The sequence below is a fragment of the Rhodanobacter aciditrophus genome (genome assembly GCF_050026795.1).
Lineage (GTDB): Bacteria > Pseudomonadota > Gammaproteobacteria > Xanthomonadales > Rhodanobacteraceae > Rhodanobacter_A.
Genome location: NZ_JALBWP010000012.1, coordinates 589,359 through 615,094, shown reverse-complemented (window position 1 = coordinate 615,094; position 25,736 = coordinate 589,359). Strand labels below are relative to the sequence as shown.

General features: G+C 70.3%; 27 protein-coding genes. 20 read left to right on the top strand and 7 right to left on the bottom strand.

Annotated features, from left to right (window positions below; all coding sequences use genetic code 11):
• Positions 1-3 precede the first annotated feature (3 nt).
• Entirely contained in the window at positions 4-1,503 is a 1,500-nt protein-coding gene (locus ACQGNW_RS15940; protein WP_426664209.1) for a helicase HerA-like domain-containing protein, read from the bottom strand.
• A 117-nt stretch (positions 1,504-1,620) separates the two neighbouring features.
• Between ACQGNW_RS15940 and ACQGNW_RS15935 the strand changes: the two genes are divergently transcribed.
• A complete protein-coding gene (locus tag ACQGNW_RS15935; protein WP_426664208.1) occupies positions 1,621-3,090 on the top strand; it encodes a transglycosylase SLT domain-containing protein in 1,470 nt (489 codons plus the stop codon).
• Positions 3,091-3,111: 21 nt separating this feature from the next.
• On the opposite strand, the gene ACQGNW_RS15930 is transcribed toward ACQGNW_RS15935, so the two are convergent.
• Together ACQGNW_RS15930 and asd are read right to left on the bottom strand one after the other, a co-directional pair.
• Positions 3,112-3,549: a hypothetical protein gene (locus ACQGNW_RS15930; protein ID WP_426664207.1), complete on the bottom strand. Its 438-nt coding sequence runs from the start codon at positions 3,547-3,549 to the stop codon at positions 3,112-3,114.
• A gap of 102 nt (positions 3,550-3,651) precedes the next feature.
• A complete protein-coding gene (asd, locus tag ACQGNW_RS15925) occupies positions 3,652-4,500 on the bottom strand; it encodes an archaetidylserine decarboxylase (RefSeq protein ID WP_426664206.1) in 849 nt (282 codons plus the stop codon).
• A gap of 62 nt (positions 4,501-4,562) precedes the next feature.
• Between asd and prmB the strand changes: the two genes are divergently transcribed.
• The 11 genes from prmB (at position 4,563) to ACQGNW_RS15870 (ending at position 15,245) form a co-directional block, all read left to right on the top strand.
• Complete coding sequence (gene prmB, locus ACQGNW_RS15920; RefSeq protein ID WP_426664205.1) at positions 4,563-5,483, top strand: 50S ribosomal protein L3 N(5)-glutamine methyltransferase; 921 nt, start codon at positions 4,563-4,565, stop codon at positions 5,481-5,483.
• A 4-nt stretch (positions 5,484-5,487) separates the two neighbouring features.
• A complete protein-coding gene (locus ACQGNW_RS15915; RefSeq protein WP_426664203.1) occupies positions 5,488-6,024 on the top strand; it encodes a GNAT family N-acetyltransferase in 537 nt (178 codons plus the stop codon).
• 346 nt (positions 6,025-6,370) lie between these two features.
• Positions 6,371-7,459 (top strand): chorismate synthase, encoded by a 1,089-nt coding sequence (aroC, locus tag ACQGNW_RS15910; protein WP_426664202.1) that lies wholly within the window; start codon positions 6,371-6,373, stop codon positions 7,457-7,459.
• 15 nt (positions 7,460-7,474) lie between these two features.
• Positions 7,475-7,858 (top strand): hypothetical protein, encoded by a 384-nt coding sequence (locus tag ACQGNW_RS15905; RefSeq protein WP_426664201.1) that lies wholly within the window; start codon positions 7,475-7,477, stop codon positions 7,856-7,858.
• 4 nt (positions 7,859-7,862) lie between these two features.
• Positions 7,863-8,900, top strand: a complete 1,038-nt coding sequence (locus tag ACQGNW_RS15900; RefSeq protein ID WP_426664200.1) for a 2-hydroxyacid dehydrogenase — start codon at positions 7,863-7,865, stop codon at positions 8,898-8,900.
• A 13-nt stretch (positions 8,901-8,913) separates the two neighbouring features.
• On the top strand, positions 8,914-9,942 hold the full coding sequence (locus ACQGNW_RS15895; protein ID WP_426664199.1) for an aspartate-semialdehyde dehydrogenase: 1,029 nt from the start codon (positions 8,914-8,916) through the stop codon (positions 9,940-9,942).
• A complete protein-coding gene (locus tag ACQGNW_RS15890; protein ID WP_426664198.1) occupies positions 9,939-10,241 on the top strand; it encodes a hypothetical protein in 303 nt (100 codons plus the stop codon). Before ACQGNW_RS15895 ends, ACQGNW_RS15890 begins: the two co-directional genes overlap by 4 nt.
• A gap of 172 nt (positions 10,242-10,413) precedes the next feature.
• Complete coding sequence (locus tag ACQGNW_RS15885; protein WP_426664197.1) at positions 10,414-12,699, top strand: motility hub landmark protein FimV; 2,286 nt, start codon at positions 10,414-10,416, stop codon at positions 12,697-12,699.
• A gap of 110 nt (positions 12,700-12,809) precedes the next feature.
• Positions 12,810-13,580 (top strand): tRNA pseudouridine(38-40) synthase TruA, encoded by a 771-nt coding sequence (gene truA / locus ACQGNW_RS15880; protein ID WP_426664196.1) that lies wholly within the window; start codon positions 12,810-12,812, stop codon positions 13,578-13,580.
• Positions 13,577-14,206 carry a phosphoribosylanthranilate isomerase gene (locus ACQGNW_RS15875; RefSeq protein WP_426664195.1) on the top strand — a complete coding sequence of 210 codons (630 nt, stop codon included), beginning with the start codon at positions 13,577-13,579 and terminating at the stop codon, positions 14,204-14,206. The genes truA and ACQGNW_RS15875 overlap by 4 nt, the downstream gene beginning before the upstream one ends.
• 34 nt (positions 14,207-14,240) lie before the next feature.
• Positions 14,241-15,245: a cupin-like domain-containing protein gene (locus tag ACQGNW_RS15870; RefSeq protein WP_426664194.1), complete on the top strand. Its 1,005-nt coding sequence runs from the start codon at positions 14,241-14,243 to the stop codon at positions 15,243-15,245.
• On the opposite strand, the gene ACQGNW_RS15865 is transcribed toward ACQGNW_RS15870, so the two are convergent.
• Positions 15,236-16,132 carry a LysR family transcriptional regulator gene (locus ACQGNW_RS15865; RefSeq protein WP_426664193.1) on the bottom strand — a complete coding sequence of 299 codons (897 nt, stop codon included), beginning with the start codon at positions 16,130-16,132 and terminating at the stop codon, positions 15,236-15,238. The two genes, ACQGNW_RS15870 and ACQGNW_RS15865, sit on opposite strands and share 10 nt — an antisense overlap.
• A 103-nt stretch (positions 16,133-16,235) precedes the next feature.
• On the opposite strand from ACQGNW_RS15865, the gene trpB reads away from it, so the two are divergent.
• From trpB to accD, 3 genes are all read left to right on the top strand, one after another.
• Complete coding sequence (trpB, locus tag ACQGNW_RS15860) at positions 16,236-17,447, top strand: tryptophan synthase subunit beta (protein WP_426664191.1); 1,212 nt, start codon at positions 16,236-16,238, stop codon at positions 17,445-17,447.
• Positions 17,444-18,244 (top strand): tryptophan synthase subunit alpha, encoded by an 801-nt coding sequence (gene trpA / locus ACQGNW_RS15855; protein ID WP_426664190.1) that lies wholly within the window; start codon positions 17,444-17,446, stop codon positions 18,242-18,244. Before trpB ends, trpA begins: the two co-directional genes overlap by 4 nt.
• Positions 18,245-18,342: 98 nt before the next feature.
• Entirely contained in the window at positions 18,343-19,212 is an 870-nt protein-coding gene (gene accD / locus ACQGNW_RS15850) for an acetyl-CoA carboxylase, carboxyltransferase subunit beta (RefSeq protein ID WP_426664189.1), read from the top strand.
• A gap of 279 nt (positions 19,213-19,491) precedes the next feature.
• On the opposite strand, the gene ACQGNW_RS15845 is transcribed toward accD, so the two are convergent.
• The 3 genes from ACQGNW_RS15845 to ACQGNW_RS15835 all read right to left on the bottom strand — a co-directional run bounded on the left by ACQGNW_RS15845 (position 19,492) and on the right by ACQGNW_RS15835 (position 22,097).
• A complete protein-coding gene (locus tag ACQGNW_RS15845) occupies positions 19,492-20,055 on the bottom strand; it encodes a phosphatase PAP2 family protein (RefSeq protein WP_426664188.1) in 564 nt (187 codons plus the stop codon).
• Complete coding sequence (locus tag ACQGNW_RS15840; protein WP_426664187.1) at positions 20,024-21,184, bottom strand: glycosyltransferase family 4 protein; 1,161 nt, start codon at positions 21,182-21,184, stop codon at positions 20,024-20,026. Before ACQGNW_RS15840 ends, ACQGNW_RS15845 begins: the two co-directional genes overlap by 32 nt.
• Before the next feature lie 196 nt (positions 21,185-21,380).
• Complete coding sequence (locus tag ACQGNW_RS15835; protein ID WP_426664186.1) at positions 21,381-22,097, bottom strand: transporter; 717 nt, start codon at positions 22,095-22,097, stop codon at positions 21,381-21,383.
• A 76-nt stretch (positions 22,098-22,173) separates the two neighbouring features.
• Here ACQGNW_RS15835 and gltX point away from each other — a divergent pair, with 76 nt between their 5' ends.
• The 5 genes from gltX to ACQGNW_RS15810 all read left to right on the top strand — a co-directional run bounded on the left by gltX (position 22,174) and on the right by ACQGNW_RS15810 (position 25,718).
• A complete protein-coding gene (gene gltX, locus ACQGNW_RS15830; protein ID WP_426664184.1) occupies positions 22,174-23,574 on the top strand; it encodes a glutamate--tRNA ligase in 1,401 nt (466 codons plus the stop codon).
• A gap of 26 nt (positions 23,575-23,600) precedes the next feature.
• Positions 23,601-23,879: a hypothetical protein gene (locus tag ACQGNW_RS15825; RefSeq protein WP_426664183.1), complete on the top strand. Its 279-nt coding sequence runs from the start codon at positions 23,601-23,603 to the stop codon at positions 23,877-23,879.
• A gap of 70 nt (positions 23,880-23,949) precedes the next feature.
• Positions 23,950-24,435, top strand: coding sequence for a transcriptional repressor (locus ACQGNW_RS15820; RefSeq protein WP_426664182.1), 486 nt, complete (start codon positions 23,950-23,952; stop codon positions 24,433-24,435).
• A gap of 118 nt (positions 24,436-24,553) precedes the next feature.
• Positions 24,554-25,006: a MerC domain-containing protein gene (locus tag ACQGNW_RS15815; RefSeq protein WP_426664782.1), complete on the top strand. Its 453-nt coding sequence runs from the start codon at positions 24,554-24,556 to the stop codon at positions 25,004-25,006.
• Complete coding sequence (locus ACQGNW_RS15810) at positions 24,960-25,718, top strand: SDR family oxidoreductase (protein ID WP_426664181.1); 759 nt, start codon at positions 24,960-24,962, stop codon at positions 25,716-25,718. Before ACQGNW_RS15815 ends, ACQGNW_RS15810 begins: the two co-directional genes overlap by 47 nt.
• Positions 25,719-25,736: the final 18 nt, after the last annotated feature.

The window sequence follows — 25,736 nt, the reverse complement described above, 5'->3', positions numbered from 1 at the left end:
CGCTCAGCGCCTGCCGCCGAAGATGCCGCCCAGCACGCCGCGCAGGATCTGCCGGCCGAGCTGGCTGCCCATGGTGCGCACCATCTGCTTGCCCATGGTCTCGATCATGCCCTGGCGGCGTCCGGTGCCGAACAGCGCGTCGTGCACGGCGCCGCTCCAGGCCGAATCGCCGCCGTCCTTCGCCGCCGCACCGGCGGCGACGGCAGCGGCATCGGCAGCCTTCTCGTTCGCGCGCCGGGCGAGCATTTCGGCGGCGGATTCGCGGTTGACCGGCGTGTCGTATTTGCCACCCACCGGCGAGCGCTGGCGCACGGCGGCGCGCTCGGCGTCGGTGATCGCCCCGATGCGGCAGCACGGCGTGGTCACCAGTACCTGTTCCACCGGCGTGGGCACGCCGCCGTCGCGCAGGGTGGAGGCCAGCGCCTCGCCCACGCCGAGCTGGCCGATCGCGGCGGCGACGTCGAGCTTCGGGTTGGGCGCGAAGGTCTCGGCGGCCGCCTTCACTGCCTTCTGGTCGCGCGGGGTGAACGCACGCAGCGCGTGCTGCACGCGGTTGCCGAGCTGGCCCAGGATGCTGGCGGGCACGTCGTCGGGGTTCTGCGAGCAGAAGTACACGCCCACGCCCTTGGAGCGGATCAGCCGCACCACCTGTTCCACGCGCTGCTGCAGGGCGGGCGGCGCGTCGTCGAACAACAGGTGCGCCTCGTCGAAGAAGAACACCAGCTTCGGCTGGTCGAGGTCGCCCACCTCGGGCAACTGCTCGAACAACTCGGACAGCAGCCACAGCAGGAAGGTGGAGTAGAGCCGGGGCTTGAGGATCAGCTGGTCGGCGGCCAGCACGCTGATGACGCCGCGGCCGCTCATGTCCTGGCGCATCAGGTCGGCCAGCTCCAGCGCTGGCTCGCCGAAGAACGCGTTGGCGCCGTCCTGCTCCAGCTGCAGCAGGGCGCGCTGCACCGCGGCCAGGCTGGCCTTGCTGATCAGGCCGTAATGCGCGGAGATGTCCTTGCTGTTGTCCGCGGCGAAGGCGAGCAGGGACCGCAGGTCGTCCAGGTCCAGCAGCAGCCAGCCATTGTCGTCAGCCAGCTTGAACACGATCTCCAGCACGCCCTGCTGGGTGTCGTTGAGTTCCAGCACGCGGCCGAGCAGGGCAGGGCCCATCTCGCTCACGGTGGCACGCACCGGGTGGCCGAGCTTGCCGTAGAGATCCCAGAAGATCACCGGGTTGGCCTGCGGTTTCCAGTCGGCGAGCTGGAGCTTCTGCAGGCGCGCCTTGAGCTTGTCGCCCGGTTCGTCCGCGGCCGTCGCCAGGCCCGCGAGATCGCCCTTGGCGTCGGCGAGGAAACAGGGTACGCCCAGTTTCGAGAAACCTTCGGCCAGCACCATCAGCGACACCGATTTGCCGGTGCCGGTCGCGCCGGCGATCATGCCGTGGCGGTTGCCGTAGCGCGGGTCGAGGGCGACCGTGGCGTGCTCGTTGCGGCCGATCAGGATGTCGGTCATGGGATTCCCTTCGTTGGGGTCGATTCCGATTGTAGCGAGAGGCGGATGCGTGCCGGTTCATTGAGTCCGCGGGTGACGCGGGCTATGGTGTCCGCTTTTGGTCGGGTGGTTCTGCTCATGCGGTCTGTTCGTGCGATTCGATTCCTGCGCCTCGCGCCGCTGGCAGCGGCGCTCGGCCTGCTGGCCGCCTGCGCAGGGGCGGGGGGCACCAGGCCGCCGGCAACGGTGGCTGCGCTGTATACGCAACTCGACCAGGCCACGCTGGGCTACCAGACCGCGTTGCAGCAGGTCCGCGCGGGCGACAACGCCGCGGGCCAGAAGACCCTGGGCCAGGCGCTGGACACGCTGAAGAACGCCTCCGTGCAATGCGGCAACACGGCCGGCTGCGACCCGCAGCGCTTCTTCTCCGCCTACGACCACATGCTGCGCCTCAAGGATGGCAGCTTCATCGGCGACGAAAGCCCGGCCGACGAGCCGCAGACCGGCATGGCGCTGGACCAGCGCGGCGCCGCCGCACTGCCCGAGGCGCAGCGCAGCGTGACCCTGCTGCATGGCCAGAAGCTCTCCCAGCTGATCGCGATGAACGGTGCGGTGAAGACCGCGCTGCAGATGTGGCTGACCCAGTGGCGGCCCAACCTGATCGACGCCTGGATCAACTACCAGTACCTGCGCAGCGAAATGTGGCCGGCATACCGGAACGCCGACCTGCCCGAGGCGCTGCTGTTCGGCATCATGGCCAAGGAATCCGGCGGCAAGGTGCACGCGGTGTCGCGCTCCGGCGCGGCCGGCCCGCTGCAGTTCATGTACGCCACCGGCTTGCGCTTCGGCCTCACCAACTTCAACGGTTTCGATCTGCGCTTCGATCCGGCCGCATCGGCGCGCGCGAACGCCGAGTACATGAACGAGCAGCTCAAGGTGTTCAACGACAACCTGGAACTGACGCTCGCCGCCTACAACGCCGGCGAAGGGCGCATGCGCCGGCTGGTGGGCGACGACACCTCGGTGAGCTTCTACGACCCGCGCATCTACGGTCAGCTCGCACAGGAGACCCGCGACTACGTGCCGGCGGTGCTGGCGGCGGCGTGGCTGTTCCTGCATCCGGACAGCTACAACCTGCGCTTCCCGCGGATCGGCGGCGTGCCCGGCAGCATCACGCTGAAGCGGCCGGCCTCGCTCGACGAGCTCACCGTGTGCCTGGGTTCGGCCGGCGGCATGGAGGAGGGCTGGTTCCGCACCTTGCGCAACCTCAACCCGCGGCTCGACCCACAACAGGAACAGCCGGCCGGCGCCACGTTGCAGGTGCCGAAGCTGCTGGAGAAACCCTACGCCTCGCGCTGCGTGGACGGGCCGTGGCCGATCCTCGCCGCCGACCTGCACAACGCGGTCGCGCCGGTGGTGGCCGATCCGCCGCCGCACCCCGCTGAGTCGGCCGGGGTGCGTCACTACAAGGTGCGCCGTGGCGACACCCTGGTCGGCATCGTGCGCAAGCTGCGCTGCTCCAGCGTGCAGCAGATCGCGGAGATGAACCACCTGCGGCATCACCGCATCGCAGCAGGGCAGGTGCTGAAGGTGCCGGAGTGCCGCTGAATTCCGGTGGCGAGAGCCCGCTCAGGCGGTGGCGCCGGCGCGCATCCACTCCTTGACCGGGTCGGCGGGGCGATGCAGGCGCTTGAGCTCCTGCAGCAGCTGCAGCACCTGGCGGTGTTGCGGCAACAACCGGTCCTGCGGCGAATGCTTGGTTTCGTGGTAGGCCACGGCCAGCCACAGCGCGATGCCGCGCAGCGCCACCTCGGGATTGTCCGAGCGCGCCCGTTCGTAGCCGGCGTCGGTGCCGTGGCCCCAGGGCAGGTAACGCGCCTCCGGCGGCGTGCCGTACAGGTGCGGGTACTCGCTGCGCGCGGCCTGGCCGATCTCGCGCAGCGCCAGCAGGCTCAGCTGGGCGCGGCTGCGCTGGGGCAGGGCGCGCACGCTGCGCTCGATCTCGCGCAACTGGCGGGTGAGCTGGTACGCGCGCAGGAAGGCGATGGCCGGGCTGAGCAGTTGCATGGAATCCTCGTCTGCTGGCACCGCGAGGGCGCGGCAACGGCGCGAGGATACGGGGCACGCGGCGCGCGAGGCGCCCAATGCGTCACAAAATGACGTGTCGCGTCAGTTTGTGCTCGTGCACAGTCCCAGCCGCTGACCCACCCTCACCGCCTGCTGCGGCTGCAGCGCGTCCAGTTCGGCCATGCCTTCGGGCAGCAGCACTATCACGGTGGAGCCCATGTTGAAGCGCGCCATTTCGGCGAAACGGCGGAGCGCGATGTCCTGCCCGGTGAACGACTTGCGCCGGATCGCGGATGCATAGGGCGGGATTACCAGCCCGTCCCACACGGTGGCGACCGACGACACCAGGATCGCGCCCACCATCACCACCGCGAACGGGCCGCGCGGGCTGTCGAAATGGCACACCAGCCGCTCGTTGCGCGCGAACAGGCGCGGGATCGCCTCCACCGCGAACGGCGCCACGCTGAAGATGCGCCCCGGCACGTGCACGGTTTCGCGCAGCGTGCCGGCCAGCGGCATGTGCACGCGGTGGTAGTCGCGCGGCGACAGGTAGATGGTGGCGAAGCGGCCGTTGCGGTACGGGGCGGCGGCGGCCTCGTCGCCCAGCAGTTCGGCGGCGCTGTAGTCCTGCCCCTTGGCCTGGAAGATGCGCCCGTCGACGATCTTCCCGGCCTGGCTGATGCGGCCGTCGGCGGGCGAGAGCAGGGCGGCCGGATCGGCATCCGCCTGCCGTGCGCCGGCATTGAGCTTGCGGGTGAAGAAGGCGTTGAAGTGCTGGTAGGCCAGCGGATCGGGCTGCGCCGCCTCGGCCATGTCCACGCCGTAGTTGCGCACGATGGTGCCGATCAGCCAGTTCTTCCACGGCGCGAACGTCCAGCGGGTGCCCCAGTAGACCAGGCGCGACAGGAAGCGATGGGGAAGGGCGTACTGGAGGAAAACCTTGAAAGTCATCCGGCCAGTATACGGGGCCAGCGCCTATAATCAGCGGCCTTTTGCCGTGCCGTGGGCCGCCCGTGACCGCCGAACTCGCCACCATCATCGACTTCATCCGCTACGGCGCCAGCCGCTTCTCGGCCGCCGGGCTGACCTTCGGCCACAGCCACGACAACCCCATCGACGAGGCCACCCACCTGGTGCTGGCCAGCCTGCACCTGCCGCCGGACATCCCGCCGGCCTACGGCGCGGGCAAGCTCACGTCGGAGGAGCGCGCGCGTGTGCTGGCACTGATCGAGCGGCGCGTCAACGAGCGCCTGCCGGTGGCCTACCTGGTCGGCGAGACCTGGTTCGCCGGGCTGAAGTTCAAGAGCGACCGCCGCGCGCTGGTGCCGCGCTCGCCGATCGCCGAACTGATCGAATCCGGATTCGCGCCGTGGCTGGACGAACGCCACGTGGAGCGCGCGCTGGACCTGTGCACCGGCTCGGGCTGCATCGGCATCGCGATGGCCGAGTACAACCCGGACTGGCGCGTGGACATCGTGGACATCAGCGACGAGGCGCTGTCGCTGGCGCGCGAGAACATCGCGTTCCAGCACGTCGAGTCGCGTGTCGAGGCGGTGAAGTCCGACCTGTTCGAGGCTGTGCGTGGGCGCAGGTACGACCTGATCGTGTCGAACCCGCCCTATGTCACCGAGGACGAATACGCGGCGCTGCCCGGCGAGTACGCGCACGAGCCCAAGCTCGGCCTCACCTCGGGCCAGGACGGCCTGGACATCTGCCTGCGCATCCTCGACGAGGCTGCCGACCTGCTGACCGACGACGGCCTCTTGATCGTCGAGGTGGGCGAGAGCGAGCACGCACTGGCCGCGCTGCTGCCCGAAGTGCCGTTCGTGTGGATCGAGTTCAAGGTGGGCCCGATGGGCGTGTTCGCGCTGGAGCGGCGTGATCTGGTCGAGCACAAGGCGGCGATCCGTGCCGCCGTGGCCGCACGCCGCTGAGCCGATGGAACTTGTCACGGCACGGCTGCGGCTCGACGCGCTGCGCCATGGCGATGCCGCCGCGCTGTTCGCCTACCGCGCCGACCCGGCGGTGTGCCGTTACCAGGGCTGGCGACCGGTTTCACCCGACGAGGCCGTGCGTTTCATCGAGCGCCAGCGGGCCGTGGCGTTCGACACGCCAGGCAGCTGGTTCCAGTTCGCCATCCGTCTGCGCGAAACCGGCAAACTCGTTGGCGACCTGGGCCTGCATTTCGTGGATGCCGATACGGTGGAATTCGGCGTCACGCTGTCGCCGGCGCACCAGCGGCGCGGCCTGGCTGCGGAGGCGGTGCATGCCGTGCTGGCGATGGTGTTCGACGACCTGCGGCGCCACCGCGTCTACGCCTCGGTCGATCCGCGCAACCTTGCCTGCGTGAGGCTCTTGGAGCGCCTGGGCATGTGCAAGGAGGCGCATTTCCGCGAAAGCTGGCGCGATGGCGAGGCGTGGGCGGACGACGCGATCTACGCGATGCTGGCTGAGGAGTGGCGGGGGCGCCATTGAGCTTTTCTCCTCCTTTTGTTCATGGCAGTTCCTGCGAGTGACAGAGCGGTTTCGGGCCGCGGCAGGCGTCCGAAACCGCCTTGTTCCTTGCGGGCAGGCGACCGAAACCGCTCTGTCCCTGGCGGACAGGCGTCCACCGCCCAATCCCTCGCGGCCGGCGCCCGAAACCACCTCCCTCCCAGCGCCGAAAATCCAGCAAACCAAGGTGCAAAACCCGCCACCGCCGCCAGCAACAAGAGCCAACGAACGAAAACCAGCGCCACGCGCATCCACCCAGACGCAAGCAACAGAACCCCAACACGGTTAAGCTGTGAAGCCCAGTCCCCCGGATGGACGTCCAAATCCCGTGTCCAGCAATTCCTTCGGCAAGCTGTTCACCGTCACCACCTTCGGCGAGAGCCACGGGCCGGCGATCGGCTGCGTGATCGACGGCTGCCCGCCTGGCCTGCCGATCGATGCGGAGGAGTTCCGCCACGACCTCGACCGCCGCGCCACCGGCAAGTCGCGCCACACCTCGCAGCGGCGCGAGGCGGACGAGGTGGAGATCCTGTCCGGCGTGTACGAGGGCCGCACCACCGGCACGCCGGTCGCGCTGCTGATCCGCAACACCGACCAGCGCAGCAAGGACTACGGCGACATCGCCTCGACCTTCCGCCCGGGCCATGCCGACTACACCTACTGGCAGAAGTACGGCATCCGCGACCCGCGCGGCGGCGGGCGTTCCTCGGCGCGCGAGACGACCATGCGGGTCGCTGCCGCGGTGATCGCCAAGAAGTGGCTGGCCGAACGCTACGGCGTGCGCGTGCGCGGCTATCTCGCGCAGCTCGGCGGGATCGTGCCGGCCGGCTTCGACTGGTCCGCGGTGGGGCAGAACCCGTTCTTCTGGCCCTGTGCCGAACAGGTGCCCGAGCTGGAAAAGGCCATGGACGCGCTGCGCAAGTCCGGCGACTCGGCCGGTGCGCGCGTCAGCGTGGTGGCCGAGGGCGTGCCGCCGGGCTGGGGTGAGCCGGTCTACGGCAAGCTGGACGGCGACCTCGCCAGCGCGCTGATGTCGATCAACGCGGTGAAGGGCGTGGAGATCGGCGACGGCTTCGCTGCCGTCGCGCAACGCGGCAGCGAGCACCGCGACGAGATGCATTTGGACGGCTTTACGTCCAATCATGCCGGTGGCATCCTTGGCGGCATCAGCACGGGGCAGGCGGTGGTCGCCTCGATCGCGCTGAAGCCCACCTCCAGCATCCTGATCCCCGGCCACAGCGTGAACCTGGCCGGCGAGCCGGTGGAAGTGGTCACCAAGGGTCGCCACGATCCCTGCGTCGGCATTCGCGCCACGCCCATCGCCGAGGCGATGATGGCGCTGGTACTGATGGACCACGCGCTGCGCCACCGCGCGCAGTGCGGCGACGTGGGCGAGGTGGCGCCGCGCATTCCCTGAGAGGGTCCGCCGACCATGAGCATGCCAGCCGCACCGCATACCGGTTCGCAACCGCCGCCGGGCAACGTGCTCAGCGACGCCATCCGCTACTGGGAGCCGCGGCGCGTCGGCTACAACCTCGCGCTGGCCGCCGTGGTCCTGGGCTGGCTGGTGGCGGCGTGGACACGCCTGCGCGGGCTGCTCGGCGTCGAGCACCTGCTCGCGCTGTTCGTGCTCGCCGTGCTGGCCAACGTGTGCTACTGCGCAGCCTACCTGGTGGATGTGCCGGTGCAGCTCTCGGCCTTCCGGGACGTCTGGCGCCGGCGGCGCTGGTTGCTGTGGCTGGTGGGCACCCTGTTCGGCATGGCGTTGGCGTGGTTCTGGATCGCCGACGAAATCCTGCCGGCCGCCGGGGCCTGACCGGATGGGGACGGCTGCCAAGCCCGCCGTATGGATCTCGCGTCCGACCTTTCCGGAGGTGATTGCCCGGCTTGAACCGCATTTCCGCGTATCGGCGGAGCCGGGGGAAGTCAAGTTCGCGCCCGCCGAACTGGCCGCGAAACTGGCCGGCTGCGACGCCGCCATCGTGGGCCTGAAGGAGCACGTGGGCGCGGCCGAGCTGGCCGGCGCGAAGCGCCTGCGCATCGTCGCCAATCTTGCCGTGGGCTACGACAACCTCGACCTCGCCGCGCTTGGCGCCGCCGGCATCGCCGCCAGCAACACCGCCGACGTGCTCAACGAGAGCGTGGCCGATTACGCCTGGGCGCTGCTGTTGGGCGCGGCGCGCCGTATGGGCGCGGCCGAGCGCTGGCTGCGCGCGGGGCAGTGGCAGGCTACCGAGTTCAAGGGCTGGCTGGGCACGGACGTGCGCGGCCGCACGCTGGGCATCCTCGGCATGGGCCGCATCGGCCAGGCCGTCGCGCGGCGCGCGCAGGGCTTCGGCATGCCGGTGCTCTACCACAACCGTTCGCGTCTGCCGGAAGCCATCGAGCGCGAATGCCGCGCCCGCTACGTGGACAAGGCCACCCTGCTGCGCGAGTCGGACTGCCTCGTGCTGGTGTTGCCGCTGACGCCGGAAACCCGCCATGCCATCGGCGCCGCCGAGCTGGCGCAGATGAAGCCCACCGCGGTGCTGGTGAACGTGGCGCGCGGCGGCATCATGGACGACGCGGCGCTGGCCGCTGCCTTGCGCGAGGGCCGGCTCGCTGCCGCCGGTCTGGACGTGTTCGAGGGCGAGCCGAACGTGCATCCCGACCTGCTGGCGCTCGACAACGTGCTGCTCAGCCCGCATATCGCCAGCGCCACGACCGATACCCGCCGCGCGATGACCGCCGTGGCGGTGGACAATGTGCTGGCGTTCTTCGGTCATGGCCCGCATGCCGGGCATCCGCCGAACCTTTTGAATCCCGAAGCGCTGGCCGCGGCCGGCGTGACTTTTCCACCCCACCAAGAACTAACCTGACGAGCAGCGCCTGATGAGCAAGAAGAGCAGTTACAAGGTTGCGATGGTCGGCGCCACCGGTGCCGTGGGCGAGACCCTGCTCGCCATCCTCGCCGAACGCAACTTCCCGGTCAGCGAGCTGGTGCCGCTGGCCAGCGAGCGTTCGGCCGGCGGCAAGGTGGAGTTCGCGGGCAAACAGGTGACCGTGCGCAACCTGGCCGATTACGACTTCGCGGGCGTGGACATCGCCTTCTTCTCGGCTGGCGGCTCGGTGAGCAAGGCGCACGCGCCGCGGGCGGCGGCGGCCGGTGCGGTGGTGATCGACAACACCTCCGAGTTCCGCTACCAGGACGACATCCCGCTGGTGGTGAGCGAGGTGAACCCGCACGCCATCGCCCAATACACCACCCGCGGCATCATCGCCAACCCGAACTGCTCGACCATGGGCATGCTGGTGGCGCTGGCGCCGATCCACCGTGCAGTGGGCATCGAGCGCATCAATGTCGCTACCTACCAGTCGGTGTCCGGCGCCGGCCGCTCGGGCATGGAGGAGCTGGGCAGGCAGACCGCGGCGCTGCTCAACTTCCAGGAGGTGGAGAAGGCCAAGTTCCCCAAGCAGATCGCCTTCAACGTGATCCCGCACATCGACGACTTCCAGCCCAACGGCTACACCAAGGAAGAAATGAAAATGGTGTGGGAGACGCGCAAGATCCTCGAGGACGAGTCCATCGCCGTGAACCCCACCGCGGTGCGCGTGCCGGTGTTCTACGGGCATTCCGAGGCGGTGCACATCGAGACCCGCGACAAGATCACCGTGGAGCAGGCCCGCGCGCTGCTGGAGCAGGCCGAGGGTGTGGTGGTGATGGACGAACGCAAGGCCGGCGGCTATCCCACCCCGGTGGGCGACGTGGCCGGCAAGGACCCGGTCTACGTGGGCCGCATCCGCGAGGACATCTCGCACGAGCGCGGCCTCGACCTGTGGATCGTCTCGGACAACATCCGCAAGGGCGCGGCGCTGAACGCGGTGCAGATCGCCGAACTGCTGATCGGGGACTACCTGTGAGGCGCGGCATCGGCTGGCTGGCGCTGGCCGTCGTGCTCGCGGCCGCGCCGGCCTGGGCGCATGCGCGGCGGCCGATGGCTGATGCGGCGCGCAGTGCCAACCCCGTGCACCGGAAGGCCGACGCGCTCGCCCGGCAACGCACCGAGGTGCAACGCCTGCAGCACGACGTTGCCGCGCAGGAGTCCGGCAGCCGTGCAGACGCGCAGCGGCTCCGGCAGCAGGATGCGGAAATCGCCGAACTGCAGCGCCAGCTGCAGGCAGCGCAGCAGGCCGGGGCGGCCGCCGGCAAGGGGCGCTGAGGGCGCCGGCTGCCCCCGCCGGTTCTGGAATGCGCGGCAGCAATGCGTCGCAAGTCTGCGATCCGGCTATTGTTGATCCGTCCGCATCTAACTAAAGTGGCGCCTCGTCCGGGCGAAGTGCCGCCATTGTGGCGGCCTCACCAGGCGCCGGTCTTGTTCGGGGGAGCGCGTGATGAATCGTTCGTTGAAACTGCCGCTGCTGGTGGCATTGGCCCTTGGCAGCGGCCATGCCCTGGCGCTGGACCTGGGCCAGATCCAGGTCAAGTCGGCGCTGGGTCAGCCGCTGCTGGCGGAGATTCCGGTGCGGAAGGCCACCCCGGCCGAACTGCAGCAGCTCAGCGTGCAGCTGGCCTCGGGCGATGAGTTCGCGCGTGCCGGCGTCGCCGGGGGACGGCCCTCGATTCCCCTGCAGTTCAACGTGGTCGACGGCAGCAACGGCCACAAGGTGATCCGCATCACCAGCGACGCCGCGGTCAACGATCCGTTCCTCGACCTGCTGATCGAGATCCACGGCGGCAGCGGCAAGAGCGTGCGCGAGTACACCATCCTGCTCGACCCGCCCGGAAGCAGTCCGGCGCCGGTGGCCGCGCGTCCGCCAGCATCTTCGCGCACGGCGCGGCCGGCGGCCGCCCCGGCCGCGCGCGCCGGCGCCCAGGCTGGCGCCACCGCGGGGGGGCAGGTGAACAACGGCCGTTTCGGGCCGGTCGAGCATGGCCAGACGCTGTCCGCGGTGGCGCATCAGACGGCGCCGGCCGGCGTCGACGTCAACCAGATGATGCTGGCGCTCAAGCAGGCCAACCCCGACGCGTTCTACCGCGACAACATCAACGCGCTGAAGGCCGGCGCGGTGCTGCGCATCCCCGACAAGGCCGAGGCGGAGGCGGTCGCGGTGGCCGCTGCCGCCGAGGAAGTGCGTCGCCAGAACGGCGACTGGCGCAGCGGTACCGTGAGCAGCACGCCGGTGACCGTGGCCGACGCCGGCACGCGCGCCGGCACCTCCAGCTCGCCCACGGCCGCGGCGGCCAGTACCGGCGACCATCTGGCGCTGGTGCCGGCGAAGCGGGGCAAGGCCGCGCCGACGGCAGGTGGCTCGGACAAGGGCAACGCCCTGCGCCAGGACCTGCTGCGCAGCCAGGAGACCCTTGCCAGCCTGCAGCAGCAAGGCGAGGACCTGAAGTCGCGGCTGAAGGACCTCAGCGACATCAACAGCAAGAACGAGCGCCTGCTGGCGCTCAAGGACAACGAGATCGCCGAACTGCAGCAGAAGCTGGCCGCGGCGCGCAAGGCCGCCGGCCTGCCGGCGGAACCGGCGCATGCGGCCACGGCCGCCGGCGCGACGATGGCTGCGGCTGGCGCGGCTGCACCGGCGGAAAAGCCGGCCAGTGCCGCCACGGCGCCGTCTGCCGGCAGCATGGCCGAGACGGCGGGCGCCAAGTCGGCCACCAGCCCGGCTGCCGCATCGACCGCGCCCGCCGCGGCCAAGCCGGCGCCTGCCGCGAGGCCGGCCACTACCACGCCGCTCAAGCCGGCCGCCGCCACACCGGCGCCGGTCAGCGAGGAGCCCTGGTACACCCAGTTGTGGGTCCAGGCGCTCGGCGCCATCGCCATCGTGCTGCTGTTGCTCGGCGCGCTGCTCGGCCGCCGCCGCAAGGCGAAGTCCGCGACGGCGGCGCCGAAGCTGGCGCCGTCGCTGGCCGATCGTTTCGGCGATGTCCCGCCGGCCGCCGACGCCGACGACGTCGACCAGAACCTGTTGCTCGACCAGCTGGCCGAGCACCCGGACGATGTCGGCCTGCACCTGGAACTGGTCAGCCTGTACTACGGCCGCCGCGACGTCGAGCATTTCGAGGCCGCCGCCGAAGCCATGCATGCCCACGTCACCGATCCGCACCAGGAGGAATGGCAGGAAGTGGTGCGCATGGGCGAGGACCTGGTGCCTGCCCATCCGCTGTTCGCCCGGCACGACGGCATGCCGGCGGACGAGGTCGAGGCACACCACGGCTTCGACATCGACCGCTATGCCGCCGAGCCCGCCGCCGCGCCGGTGCCGGCGCCAGCCCCGGCCAGCCCGCCGCCGCTGCCCGCGAATCCGGTGAAGGTGAGCGAATACAACTTCAACTTCGATCTGACCCCGACGCACGAACCGGCGGTGGCGCCGAAGCGGGCGGACCAGACCGAGCCGGCCGCGGCGCATCGTGCCGTGGACGAGGATGCGACGGTGTTGCGCGAGACGGCTTCGAGCTGGCAGTTCGAGGAGCCGGCGATCCAGCCGGCCGGGCACGATATCGAGCCGCGCGATTTCAGCGACGACCCGGTGGACACCAAGCTCGATCTGGCCCGTGCCTACCTGGACATGGGCGATCCCGACGGCGCCCGCGCGATGCTCGAGGAGGTGCTGCACGAGGGCAGCCAGATGCAGCGCGACGTGGCCAAGCGCATGCTCGACGACCTGCACTGAGCGCAGGGACCCGGACGTCAATGCAAACGGGCCGGCCATGCCGGCCCGTTTGATTTTCGCGATCGCGGAGGCCTGTTACGCTGCGCACTTTCCGCGGTTCTTACCGATCCATGCGCATCGCCCTGGGCATCGAATACGACGGCACCGACTTCCTCGGCTGGCAGCGCCTCAGCCATGGCGACACGGTGCAGGGTGCGCTGGAAGAAGCCTTGTCGAAGGTGGCCGCGCAGCCGGTCGAGGTGACCTGTTCGGGCCGCACCGACGCCGGCGTGCACGGCCGCTGCCAGGTGGTGCATTTCGACACCGAGGTGCCGCGCCCGATGCGCGGTTGGCTGCTGGGCGCCACCTCCAACCTGCCGCGCAGCATGGCGGTGCTGTGGGCGCAGCCGGTCGCCGGGGACTTCCACGCGCGTTTTTCCGCACGCAGCCGGCGCTACCGCTACACCATCCTCAACCGGCCGGTGCGTGCGGCGCTGGATGCGCGCTACGTGACCTGGGAACGCCTGCCGCTGGATGCCGGGCGCATGCACGAGGCTGCCCAGGCGCTGCTTGGCGAGCACGATTTCTCGGCGTTCCGCGCGGTCTCCTGCCAGGCCGCGCACCCACGCCGCTGTGTGCTGGCGGCGAGCGTTCGACGCGAGGACGCAATGGTGGTCGTGGAGATCGAGGCGAACGCCTTCCTGCACCACATGGTACGCAACATCGTCGGTTCGCTGTTGCCGGTGGGGCGGGCGGAGCGGCCGGTCGAGTGGATCGGCGAGCTGCTGGCGGGGCGCAACCGCGAGCTGGCCGGGCCCACCGCGCCATCGTCGGGATTGACCTTCATCGGCCCGCGCTACGAGGCGCACTGGGGCCTGCCCGCCGAGGTATGCCTGCCGTGACCCGCATCAAGTGCTGCGGCATGACCCGTGTGGAGGACGCGCTGCTGGCCGCCCGGCTCGGCGCCGACGCGATCGGGCTGGTGTTCACCGCGCGCAGCCGGCGTCAGGTGACGCTGAAGCAGGCGCGGTCGATCCGTCGCGCATTGCCGCCGTTCGTCGCCAGCGTGGCGCTGTTCATGGATGACGAGGCGGCCCTGGTCGAAGAGGTGATCGCGGTGGTGCAGCCGGATCTGCTGCAGTTCCACGGCGGCGAACCGGATGCCTGGTGCGCGCAGTTCGACCGCCCCTGGCTCAAGGCCATCGCGATGGGCGAGGGGGCCGCGGCGCTGCCGCACCTGCGCGATCACCCGCACGCCGCCGCACTGCTGCTGGACGGCCATGCCGCGGGCGAGGCGGGCGGCAGCGGCAAAGCCTTCGACTGGTCGCTGCTGCCGCGCGACCTCGGGCAGCCGGTGATCATCGCCGGCGGCCTGCAGGCGGACAACGTCGGCGCGGCGATCCGCGCGGTGCGCCCCTGGGCGGTGGACGTGGCGAGCGGAGTGGAGTCGGCGCCCGGCATCAAGGACCGCGGCAAGCTGGCAGCCTTCATCGCCGCCGTGCGCGCGGCGGATGCCGCCGCGCCGTAACATCGCCCGACCGTTGCCCGCGACCGGAGCACGCATGCCCGCCGCCATCGAGGAATTCCGCACCACCGGCGAGTCGTTCGGCCCGGCCGACTTCGTCGATCGGGCCCGTCCGCTGGTGATCCGAGGGCTGGTGCGCGGCTGGCCCATCGTGCGGCTGGCGCGCGCGTCGGACACGGCGTTCGCGCAGCGGCTGGCCGAACTCGACAACGGCACGCCGGTGGACACCCTGCTGATACCGCCAGAGCACGACGGCATCGTGGGCTACACCCCGGACCTCGGCGCGTTCAACTACGAGCACCATCGCGTCCCGTTGACCCAGGGACTGCAGCGGCTGGCGCAGTACAGCCGGCAGAAGCGCGCGCCGGGATTGGCCATCCAGAGCGCGCTCGTCAGCGGCTGCCTGCCGGGCTTCCGCGAGGAGCACGCGCTGCCGTTCATCGACGCAAGCGTGCAGCCGCGGCTGTGGATCGGCAACCGGGTCACCACGCCGGTGCACTTCGACGCGTATCACAACATCGCCTGCGTGGTGTGCGGCGCGCGGCGCTTCACGCTGTTTCCGCCCGAGCAGTTGCCGAACCTCTACATCGGACCGCTGGATTTCGCGCCCACCGGCGCGGCAATCGGCGTGGCCCGGCTGGACCGGCCGGACGATCCGCGTTACCCGCGCCTGAAGCTGGCGCTGGCCGCGGCGCAGACGGCAGAGCTGCATCCGGGCGATGCGATCTACATTCCGCCGATGTGGTGGCACCACGTCGAATCGCTGGAACGGCTCAACGCGCTGGTGAACTACTGGTGGCAACCCGCGACGGACGCTGGACGCTCATCGGATCTCGCACTGGGTGCGCTGTTCCACTGCATCCTCGGCTTCGGGGCGCTCACGCCCGCCGAAAAGGCGGGCTGGAAGAACCTGCTCGACCACTACGTGTTCGGCGATGGCGACGTCGCCGCGCACATCCCGGAGGGGCGCCGCGGCATGCTCGGTCAGCTGACGCCCGGGCAGGTGGAACAGCTGCGCCAGCGCATCCGGCGCTATCTCTGATCCGACAGCTCCGTGCGCAGCCAGCCGGCCAGCGCCGCGATGCGGGCGTCGCCGGCGTGCCGCGAGCTTGCCAGCACCCAGCGCGCGGCGGTCTCGCGGAAACCCCAAGGGGCGAGCAGGCGGCCGCTGGCGAGATCGTCGGCCACCAGCGGCTGGGGCGCGATCGCCACGCCCAATCCGGCTGCGGCGGCCTCCAGCAGGAAGTAGAGATGGGGCAGGGCCTGGGCCTGCTGCAGCGATTCGGGCGGGAGTCCCATCGCGCGCGCCCACTCCGGCCAGGCCTGCGGGCGCGAGGCGGTATGCAGCAGCGGCTCGTCGCACAACGCGCTCGCGGGCAGTTCGCGCAGGCGGTCGGCACCGGGGTAGCGCGGGCTGAGCACCGGGCCGATCCGCTCCGGCGCGAGTTCGTGCACCCCCCAGCCGGCGGGCCAGGGCGGTGCGGCCAGCAGCAGCGAGGCATCGACGTCGGCGAGATGCTCGGCGACCGGCTCCTCCTGTACCGCCAGGTGCAAGGTCAGCGCGGGCAGATCGTGGCGCAGGCGTTCCAGCCGCGGGATCACCCAGCGCGCCAGTACGCTGCCGGAGCAGCCGAGCACGAAGGGCGCCGCGGCGCGGGCGTGCCGCAGCTGCAGCCAGGCCTCGCGCAGTTGCCCGAACGCCGCGCTGCATTGCTCGCGCAACTGCTGCCCGGTCGCGGTCAGCGCGACCCCGCGGCCCTGCCGGACGAAGAGGGGCTGGCCCAGCGCTTCCTCCAGTGCGCGCACCTGGCGGCTCACCGCGCCGTGGGTGACGTGCAGCTCCTGCGCGGCGAGGCTCATGCTGCCCAGCCGCGCGGCGGCCTCGAAGGCGCGCAGGGCGTTCAGCGAGGGCAGGTCGCGATCCGACATGTCGTGAGTTTAGCTCAAGTATCGATGCGATCTTTTCGCTTTTTCAGGGGCGAGCATGGCGCTAGGGTGTGAGCCTGTTGCTGGCTTTCTGGATGGAATCGACATGCCCGAAATCCGGGATTTCCACGCTTGGCCCGATGCCCAGGGCCGCTTCGGGCGGTACGGCGGCAGCTACGTGGCCGAGACCCTGATGGCGCCGCTGGCCGAATTGACCGAGGCCTACCTGCGCCTGCGCCAGGATCCGGCCTTCGTCGCCGAACTCGATCGCGATCTCGCGAACTACGTGGGCCGGCCCAGCCCGGTGTATTTCGCCGAGCGGCTGACGAAGCACGTGGGCGGCGCGCGCATCCTGCTCAAGCGCGAGGACCTCAACCACACCGGCGCGCACAAGATCAACAACACCGTGGGCCAGGCGCTGGTGGCGCGGCACATGGGCAAGACCCGCATCATCGCCGAGACCGGCGCGGGCCAGCACGGCGTGGCCAGCGCCACGGTGGCGGCGCGGCTGGGACTGAAGTGCGTGGTGTACATGGGCGCGGTGGACATCGAGCGGCAGAAGATCAACGTCTATCGCATGAAGCTGCTCGGCGCCGAGGTGGTGCCGGTGACGTCCGGCTCGAAGACGCTCAAGGACGCGCTCAACGAGGCGATGCGCGACTGGGTCACCAACGTGGCCGACACCTTCTACATCATCGGCACCGTCGCCGGCCCGCACCCGTATCCGCTGATGGTGCGCGACTTCAACGCCATCGTGGGCCGCGAGGCGCGTGCGCAGGTGCAGCAGCAGTACGGCCGGCTGCCCGACGTGCTCACCGCCTGCGTGGGCGGCGGTTCCAACGCGATGGGGCTGTTCCACGCCTTCCTCAACGACCGCGAGGTGCGCATCGTCGGCGCCGAGGCGGCGGGCGAGGGCATCGCCACCGGGCACCATGCCGCGTCGCTGGCCGCTGGCCGGCCCGGCGTGCTGCATGGCAACCGCACCTACGTGCTGTGCGACGACGACGGCCAGATCACCGAGACGCACTCGATCTCCGCCGGCCTCGACTACCCTGGTGTCGGCCCCGAGCATGCCTTCCTCAAGGACGCCGGCCGCGCCGAGTACGTGGGCGTCACCGACACGGAGGCGCTGGAGGCCTTCCACCTGCTGTGCCGCACGGAGGGCATCCTGCCGGCGCTGGAGTCCAGCCACGCCGTGGCGCAGGCGATCAAACTGGCGCGCGAGTACCCGAAGGACGGCATCGTGCTGTGCAACCTCTCCGGTCGCGGCGACAAGGACGTGCACACCATCGCCGCGCGCGAGGGGGTACAGGTATGAACCGCATCGATCGCCGTTTTGCCGCACTGAAGGCTGCCGGCCGCACCGGCCTGATCCCCTTCGTCACTGCCGGCGACCCTTCGCCCGAGCACGCCGTGGCGCTGATGCACGCGCTGGTGGATTCCGGCGCGGACCTGATCGAGCTGGGGGTGCCGTTCTCCGACCCGATGGCCGACGGCCCGGTGATCCAGCACGCCAGCGAGCGCGCCATTGCCGCCGGCACGGGGCTGGCCGACGTGCTGCACTGGGTTGCCGGGTTCCGCGAACAGGACGGGGAGACGCCGGTGGTGCTGATGGGCTACCTGAACCCGATCGAGATCCATGGTTACGAACGCTTCGCGCAGGAAGCGGTGCAGGCCGGCGTGGACGGCGTGCTGCTGGTGGACTGTCCGCTGGAGGAGTCGGCGGTGCTGGCGCCGTTGCGCGAGGCGGGCCTCAGGCAGATCCTCCTCGCCGCACCCACCACGGCGCCGGAGCGCCTGGCGAAACTGTGCGCGGCGGCCGAGGGTTTCCTCTACTACGTGTCGTTCGCCGGCATCACCGGCGCGGCGCGGCTCAGCACGACGGATATCGCCGCGCGCGTGGCCGACCTGCGTGCACATGCGGCCGCGCCGGTGGCGGTGGGCTTTGGTGTGCGCGACGCGCAGAGCGCGAAGGCCATCGCCGGCTTCGCCGATGCGGTGGTAATCGGTAGCGCGCTGGTGGAGCGGCTGGCGGGGGCGGCATCGGCGGAGGAGGCCGCGGAGCGCACCCGGAGCTTCCTGGCGCCGATCCGCGCCGCGCTGGACGCGGGCTGACCTGCGCGCCGCTCCGCATGGCCTGCGCCACCACACGCGGGCGTCCGGAGCGGCATGGCGTTCTCGGCTAGAATGCGCGCTTCACCAGAGGCGTCGCTATGAACTGGCTGCAGAAGATCATGACACCGCGTGTGCACACGCAGGGTTCCCCCGCGGGCAAGGGCAAGGTGCCCGAGGGCGTGTGGGAGAAGTGCGCGGGCTGCGGTTCGGTGCTGTACAAGCCGGAGCTCGAGCGCAACCTGATGGTCTGCCCCAAGTGTGCGCACCATCACGCCATCCGCGCCCGCACCCGGTTGCTCGCCCTGCTGGACGATGGCTCCGCGCAGGAGCTGTGGCCCGGCATGGAGGCCACCGACCCGCTGAAGTTCCGCGACTCCAAGAAGTACCGCGACCGCATCGTGGCGTCGCAGAAGTCCAGCGGCGAGAAGGATTCGCTGGTGGCGATGAGCGGCCGGCTGAAGGGCCGCCCGCTGGTGGCCACCGCGTTCGAATTCGGCTTCGTCGGCGGCTCGATGGGCTCGGTGGGCGGCGAGAAGTTCGCCCGCGCCGGCGAGCGTGCGCTGGCCGAGAAGAGCGCCCTGGTGTGCTTCGCCGCCAGCGGCGGCATGCGCATGCAGGAAGGCCTGTTCTCGCTGATGCAGATGGCCAAGACCTCGGCGGTGCTGGCGAAGCTGCGCGACGCCGGCGTGCCCTACATCAGCGTGCTCACCAACCCCTCCACCGGCGGCGTCTCCGCCAGCATGGGCATGCTGGGCGACATCAACATCGGCGAGCCGAAGGCGCTGATCGGCTTCGCCGGTCCGCGCGTGATCGAGCAGACCGTGCGCGAAACCCTGCCGGAAGGCTTCCAGCGTTCCGAGTTCCTGCTGGAGCATGGCGCGATCGACATGATCGTCGACCGCCGCGAGATGCGCGACAAGCTGGCCGACCTGCTCAACCTGCTGCAGAAGGCGCCGCGCGCGGCGTGACGCGCCGGCAATGACGGACCGCACGATGCCGCCTGCGGGCGGCATCGCCGCGTCTGCGGTGCGGTTTTCCACAGCCGGTGTGGATGCCTGCCGGACAAAGCTGTGGACAAGCCCGCTTCGCCGCTTTGCCGACAGGCACTTGGCACGCACTGGCGAATTCCTGCGCAGCGGGGCGGTGGTTTTCCACAGCATGTGTGGATGCGCGCGGGCACAGCCTGTGGATAGCTGCCGCAAGTGCCTGAGTGCGCAAGGCCTGGTGATGCAATGGGCAGGAATTGCTCACGCGAATGCGGCGATGTCATGCGCCAGCCGCAGCGACAGCGCGCCGAGCGTGCCGCCGATGCCGATCGCCGCCAGCACGTCGCTGGGGTAGTGCAGGCCGAGGATCACCCGCGACGCGGCGACCAGCACGGTGAACACCAGCAAGAGTGGTGCGAGCAGCGGATACCAGGCCAGCGCCACGACAGTGAAACTCACCGCCTGCAGGGTGTGGCCGGAGGGAAAGCTGAATTCGTCCAGCGGCGGCACATGCGCGATCACGCCGGGGCAGGCGCGGAACGGGCGCGGCCGGCGCGTGTGCCGTTTCAGCCAGCGGTAGAGCAGCAGCGCGGCCAGCCCGGTGGCGGCCATGTGCATGGCGGCCTGCAGGCCATGCCGGCCGTCCAGCAGGGCGAGCGCCAGCATCAGCGCGTACCAGAACATGCCATCGCCGAGCCGGCTGACCAGGCCGAAGAAGGCGCCCACCGCGCGCCGGGTGCCCCAGCGGTTCGCCGCCACGCAGACGCGGCGATCGAAAGCGAAGCGGGGCGCGTCAGGCGTGGACGGCGACGGTGGCGTGGCCATGGGTGCTGTCCTCGGCGAGTTCGCGCAGCAGGATTTCGAATTCGCGGATCACCCGTTCCGGCGACAGCCGCGCCATGCTCTCGCGTGCGGCCCGGCCCATGTGGCGGATCAGGCCGGGATTGCCTGCCAGCCTGACCGTCGCTTCCACGAAGGCAGCCGCCTTGCCGGACGCGATGCAGTAGCCGTTGTAGTTGCTGCGCAGGTGCTCGCGCGCTGCGCCCTCGCGGTAGGCCACCACCGGCACGCCGCAGGCCAGCGCCTCCAGGATCACGTTGCCGAAGGTTTCGCTGAGGCTGGGGAAGGGGAACAGGTCCGCGCTGGCGATATGCCGCGCCAGTGCCTCGCCGCGCTGCACGCCGGTGAAGACGAAGTCAGGGTGTGCCGCCTGCAGAGCGGCGCGGGCCGGGCCGTCGCCCACCCACACGTACTTCATCGCGGGCAGATTCCGCTGCGCGGCGCGGAAGGCCTGCACCGCCAGCCCGAGATTCTTCTCCGGCGCGATGCGACCCACGTACAGCATCACCGGCGTGGCGGCATCGGCGCCCCACTGCGCGCGCAGCGCGGGGTCGCGCCGGTCGGGATGGAACAGCTGTGTATCCACCGCGCGGCGCAGCAGGCGTGCGTTGCCCACGCCGAGCCCGGCGAGTTCGCGTGCCAGTGCCTCCGTGGGCACCAGGGTGGCGGCGGCGCGACGGTGGAAGCGGCGCAGGTGGCCGCGCACCAGCGGCGTGAGCCATCGCAATCCGTAGTGTCCGGCGTAGCTGTCGAAGCGTGTATGGAAGCCGGTGGCCGCCGGGATGCCGAGGGCGCCCGCCACGCGCAGCGCCGACCAGCCGAGCGGCCCCTCGGTGGCAACATACACCGCATCGGGACGCTCCTGCGTCCAGCGTTCGCGCAAGGCGCTCCCGGTGGGCAGGCCGAAGCGAAGGCCGGGGTAGCGCGGCAGCGCCACGCCACGCGTGAGCAAGGTATCGAAGCCGGGTTCGGGTACGCTGCGCCGCGCCTGGCGTGGCCGCACCACGTCGATGGAGTGTCCCCGCGCGGCGAGTCCGGCGGCAAGGCCGTGCACGGTGAGCGCCACGCCATTGATCTCAGGCGGCCAGGTTTCGCTGACGATACCGATGCGCATGACGGCAATCCTCGCGTGGCGGTGCACGCAGCTTTGCCCGGCGCGATGGCATGCGCTTGAAGCTGACATGACGTGGTGATGACGGCGCCTGGCCGGTGGGAAGTTTCGCTGGCGCTGCCGTGCACCGGTCACCGGCGTGATCGACCTGCAGGCACCCTTCCGCGGCAGGCCCCGGGTTCGAAAAAGCCGCGAACCCTCAGTGGCCGAAGTACACCGACACGCCCAGCCCCGCTTCCCAGTCGGGGGCGCGGCCACCGACACGGTGCCGCGCGCTGGCATCCAGTTGCACGCGCGGCGTCGGCATCCATGCCAGGCCTGCGCCGACGCGGCTGCCGTGGCCGTCGCCGGCGTCGTCCTGCACGGCGAGTTCCACGTAGCCGCCGAGCGTGGGCGTGATCGCACAGCCGTCGTTGACGGCGAGCAGGGTGCTGTCGCGGCCGCCGCTGCGCACGTTCTCCAGGTACAGCGCCGCCGTGCCGCGCGCGCTCCACTGCCAGTTGGCGTCGGCGCCCAGCAGGTACTGGCGGCGCGCGTTGCGGAACGCGCGCGTGCCGTCGGTGAATTCCATGCTGCCCAGCAGTCCCCAGCTGAAGGCGCCGCGGGCGGGCAGGGCGAATTTCAGGCCCAGCGTGGTGTCGCCGCGTCCGTCGCTGCTGCCTGCGCCGCGCGGGTCGAAGCGGTTGTACGAGCTGCCCAGTTGCAGTTCCAGCGCGTGGCCGATGCCCAGCCGCAACAAGCCATCGGCGGCGTATTGCGTGCCGCCGCTGTCGCGGCTGGCGTCGGGCAGGCCCTGTTCCCAGGTCACGGAACCCGGAGCGAGCACGGCAGGCGTGAAGCCGAGGCCAGGGCGGTCATAGCCCGGATTGTCCAGTGCGGCAGCGGCGGCGGCGAAACAGCCCGGCGCGAGGCTCATCGCGACGATCCATCGGCGTAACCGACGGCGGCATCGGCTAAAATCCATGGTTTCCACGCGCATGTCCAGAATCTCCATGACCGTCCGCACCCGTTTCGCGCCCAGCCCCACCGGTTTCCTGCACATCGGCGGCGCCCGCACCGCGCTGTACTGCTGGCTGGAGGCGCGGCGGCGCGGCGGCGAATTCCTGCTGCGGATCGAGGATACCGACCGCGAGCGTTCCACCGACGAGGCCGTCAAGGCGATCCTCGACGCGATGGCGTGGCTCGATCTTTCCGCCGACGAGGCACCGATTTACCAGACCCACCGCCTCGCGCGCTACAGGGAAGTGGCCGAGCGCCTGCTCGCCGAGGGCAAGGCGTATTACGCCTACGAAAGCAAGGAGGAGATCGAGGCGATGCGCGAGGCCGCCATGGCCAGGGGCGAGAAGCCCCGCTACAACGGCTACTACCGCGACCGCAACGAACCGTACCGCGACGATCCGAACCGGGTGATCCGCTTCCGCAACCCACTGGAGGGTTCGGTGGTGTTCGAGGACAAGGTGAAGGGCCGGGTGGAGTGGGCCAACGCCGAGCTGGACGACCTCGTCATCTTCCGCTCCGACGGCTGGCCCACCTACAACTTCGCCGTGGTGGTGGACGACATCGACATGGGCATCACCGAAGTGATCCGCGGCGACGACCACGTCAACAACACGCCGCGCCAGATCAACATCTACCACGCGCTGGGCGCACCGGTGCCGGAGTTCGCGCACCTGCCGATGATCCTCGACAAGGAGGGCAAGAAGCTCTCCAAGCGCACCAATTCCGTGAGCGTGATGGAGTACCGCGAGGAAGGCTACCTGCCGCACGCGATCCTCAACTACCTGGTGCGCCTCGGCTGGTCGCACGGCGACCAGGAGATCTTCTCGCGCGAGGAGATGGTCAGGCTGTTCGACGTCGCCGACGTCAACAAGGCGGCCTCGCGCTTCGACACCGAGAAGCTCAACTGGCTGAACCAGCATTACCTCAAGACCGACGATCCCGCGGCGCTGGCGCCTGAGTTCGCCTGGCATCTGGCGCGCGCCGGCATCGACGTGGCGAACGGCCCCGCGCCCGCCGACGTGATCGTGGCGCTGCGCGACCGCGTGCACACGCTGAAGGAGATGGCCGAGCGCGCGAAGGTCTGGTACGGCCCGATCGCCGAATGGGACGACAAGGCGGTCGCCAAGCACCTGAAGAACGACAGCGCCGTCGCCGTGCTGGAAGCGGCGACGACGCTGCTGGCCGCCGTCGAGTGGAAGCCGGCACCGATCCATGGCGTGATCGAACAGGTGGCCGCCAGACTGGAACTGGGCATGGGCAAGATCGCCCAGCCGCTGCGCGTGGCGATGACCGGCACCCAGGTGTCGCCGTCGATCGACCACACCATCTATCTCGCCGGACGCGACGAGGCGCTGAAGCGCATCGACCACGCCCTGCTGCTGGCCCGCGGTTAGGCCGGCAGCCACCGGGCGGAGGCACCATGCACGAGCTGCTGGCCCGCGCCATGCAGGGTGTCGACCCGGACGCGCCAGGCGCTTTCTGGCACGTATTCCTCAATCTCTGGGCGATGGTGCCCTGGGCGGCGCTGTTCTGGTGGAACCTGCTGTTCGTGGCGGTAGGCGCGCTGCTGGGCTGGTGGCGTGGCCGGCCGTGGGAAGGCATCGCCTGGGCCGCTGTGCTGGGGCCGATCGGCTGGATCGTGCTCCTGCTGCGCCGGCGCGGCAGGCCGCGCGTCGCGCCGCCGCCGCTGCCGCGTTGAATGCCGCGCCAGCGGCCGCATCTTCCTGCCTGCGGACCTGCATGTATGATCGTCCGCGAGGAGAGACACCTTGGCCCATGACGCCGCCGGCAAGCCGCACGCCCATCATTCGCATCACCACGACGCGAAGGGTTTCGTGCGCGAAGTGGCGCACGTCAGCGAGGAGCGCGGCCTGCGCCTGACCCCGCTGCGCATGGAAGTGCTGGAGCTGGTGGCCGCCGCGGCGAAACCGGTGAAGGCGTACGACCTGCTCGACCAGTTGCGCGAAAAGCACGGCAACGCGGCGCCGCCCACGGTGTACCGCGCGCTGGATTTCCTGCTGGAGCAGGGGTTCATCCACAAGCTGGAGTCGATCAACGCCTTCGTCTCCTGCCATCACCCGGCCGAGGCGCACCAGGTGCCGTTCCTGATCTGCGACGTCTGCTCGGGGGCCGAGGAAGTCTGCGACCCGCGCGTGGCCCAGCTGATCGAGGCACAGGCCAGGGCGCTGGGCTTCCGCGCCCAGGCGCAGACGCTGGAAGTGCACGGCGTCTGCAAGCGCTGCCGCAAGTCCTGATGCCGCGCCGCCGCGGCGGTCCGCTTGTGCGCCCTGTATGTTACAAAGTAACATTGCCGGCATGGACCGGACCGATAGCCCCGCGAAGGGCGACAGCGTGTCGTTGGACCCCGCGCCGATGGGGCGCGTCGCCACGGGCGATGCTTCCACGTCCGTGCGCTGGTGGCGCCTGGCCGATCGCGTGGGAGCCACGGCCTCGTTTCTTTGCGCGATCCACTGCGCGCTGCTGCCGTTCGTCCTGACCCTGCTGCCGCTGCTGGGCCTGGGTTTCCTGGCCGGCCACCGCTTCGAGCGCGGATTCGTGATGTTCGCCGCCACGCTGGCGCTGTTTACCCTGGCCGGTGGTTACCGCCGGCATCGCCGGCCGTTGCCGCTGCTGCTGGCGGCGCCGGGGCTGGTGCTGCTGCTGCTGGGCGTCACCTGGGGGCTGGCGTATCCGATCGCGGTGCACAGCGCGCTGGTCACCTGCGGCGGTCTGCTGGTCGCCTCGGCGCATTTCGTGAATCTCTACCTCGATCGCCGGCATGGCCACGCCGCCGCGCACGTGCACGGCGTGCAGTGCGCGCACTGAGGCCGTCCGTCCGGTGCCATCCGCTCCCACCATCCTCCTCGTCGGCGCTTCGCGCGGTCTTGGAGCCGCCATGGCCGCCGAATTCCTCGGTCGTGGCTGGAACGTCATCGGCACGGTCAGGGCGGGCTCGCGGACCGCGCTGCATGCGCTCGCCGAGCAACGCCCGGGCCGGGTCCGGATCGAAACGCTCGATATCAACGAGCCGGACCAGATCGCCGCCTTGCGCGGGTGCCTGGCGGGCAGGACGCTCGACATCCTCTTTGTCAACGCGGGAACGACCACGCACGACCAGGCCGTGCGGGTCGGCGACGTGTCGTTGGAGGAATTCGTCCGCGTGATGGCCACGAATGCGCTCGGCCCGATGCGGGTGATCGAAGCGCTGCAGGACCTCGTGCCGGCGGATGGACTGATCGGCGCGATGTCGTCCGGGCAGGGCAGCATCGCGAACAACGAGACCGGCATGCGCGAGGTCTACCGCGGCAGCAAGGCCGCGCTGAACATGTTCATGCGCAGCTTCGCCGCGCGTGAGGCTGCGTGCCAGCGCGCCATGGTACTGCTCGCCCCGGGATGGATCCGTACCGACCTGGGTGGCCCCGGGGCGCCTTTCACGATCGAGGAGAGCGTGCCGCTGCTGGTCGACGTGCTGCTCTCGAAGCGCGGGATGCCGGGCCTGCAGTATCTCGATCGGTGCGGCCGCATCGTGCCGTGGTGAGCCGGCGCCGGAGGCACG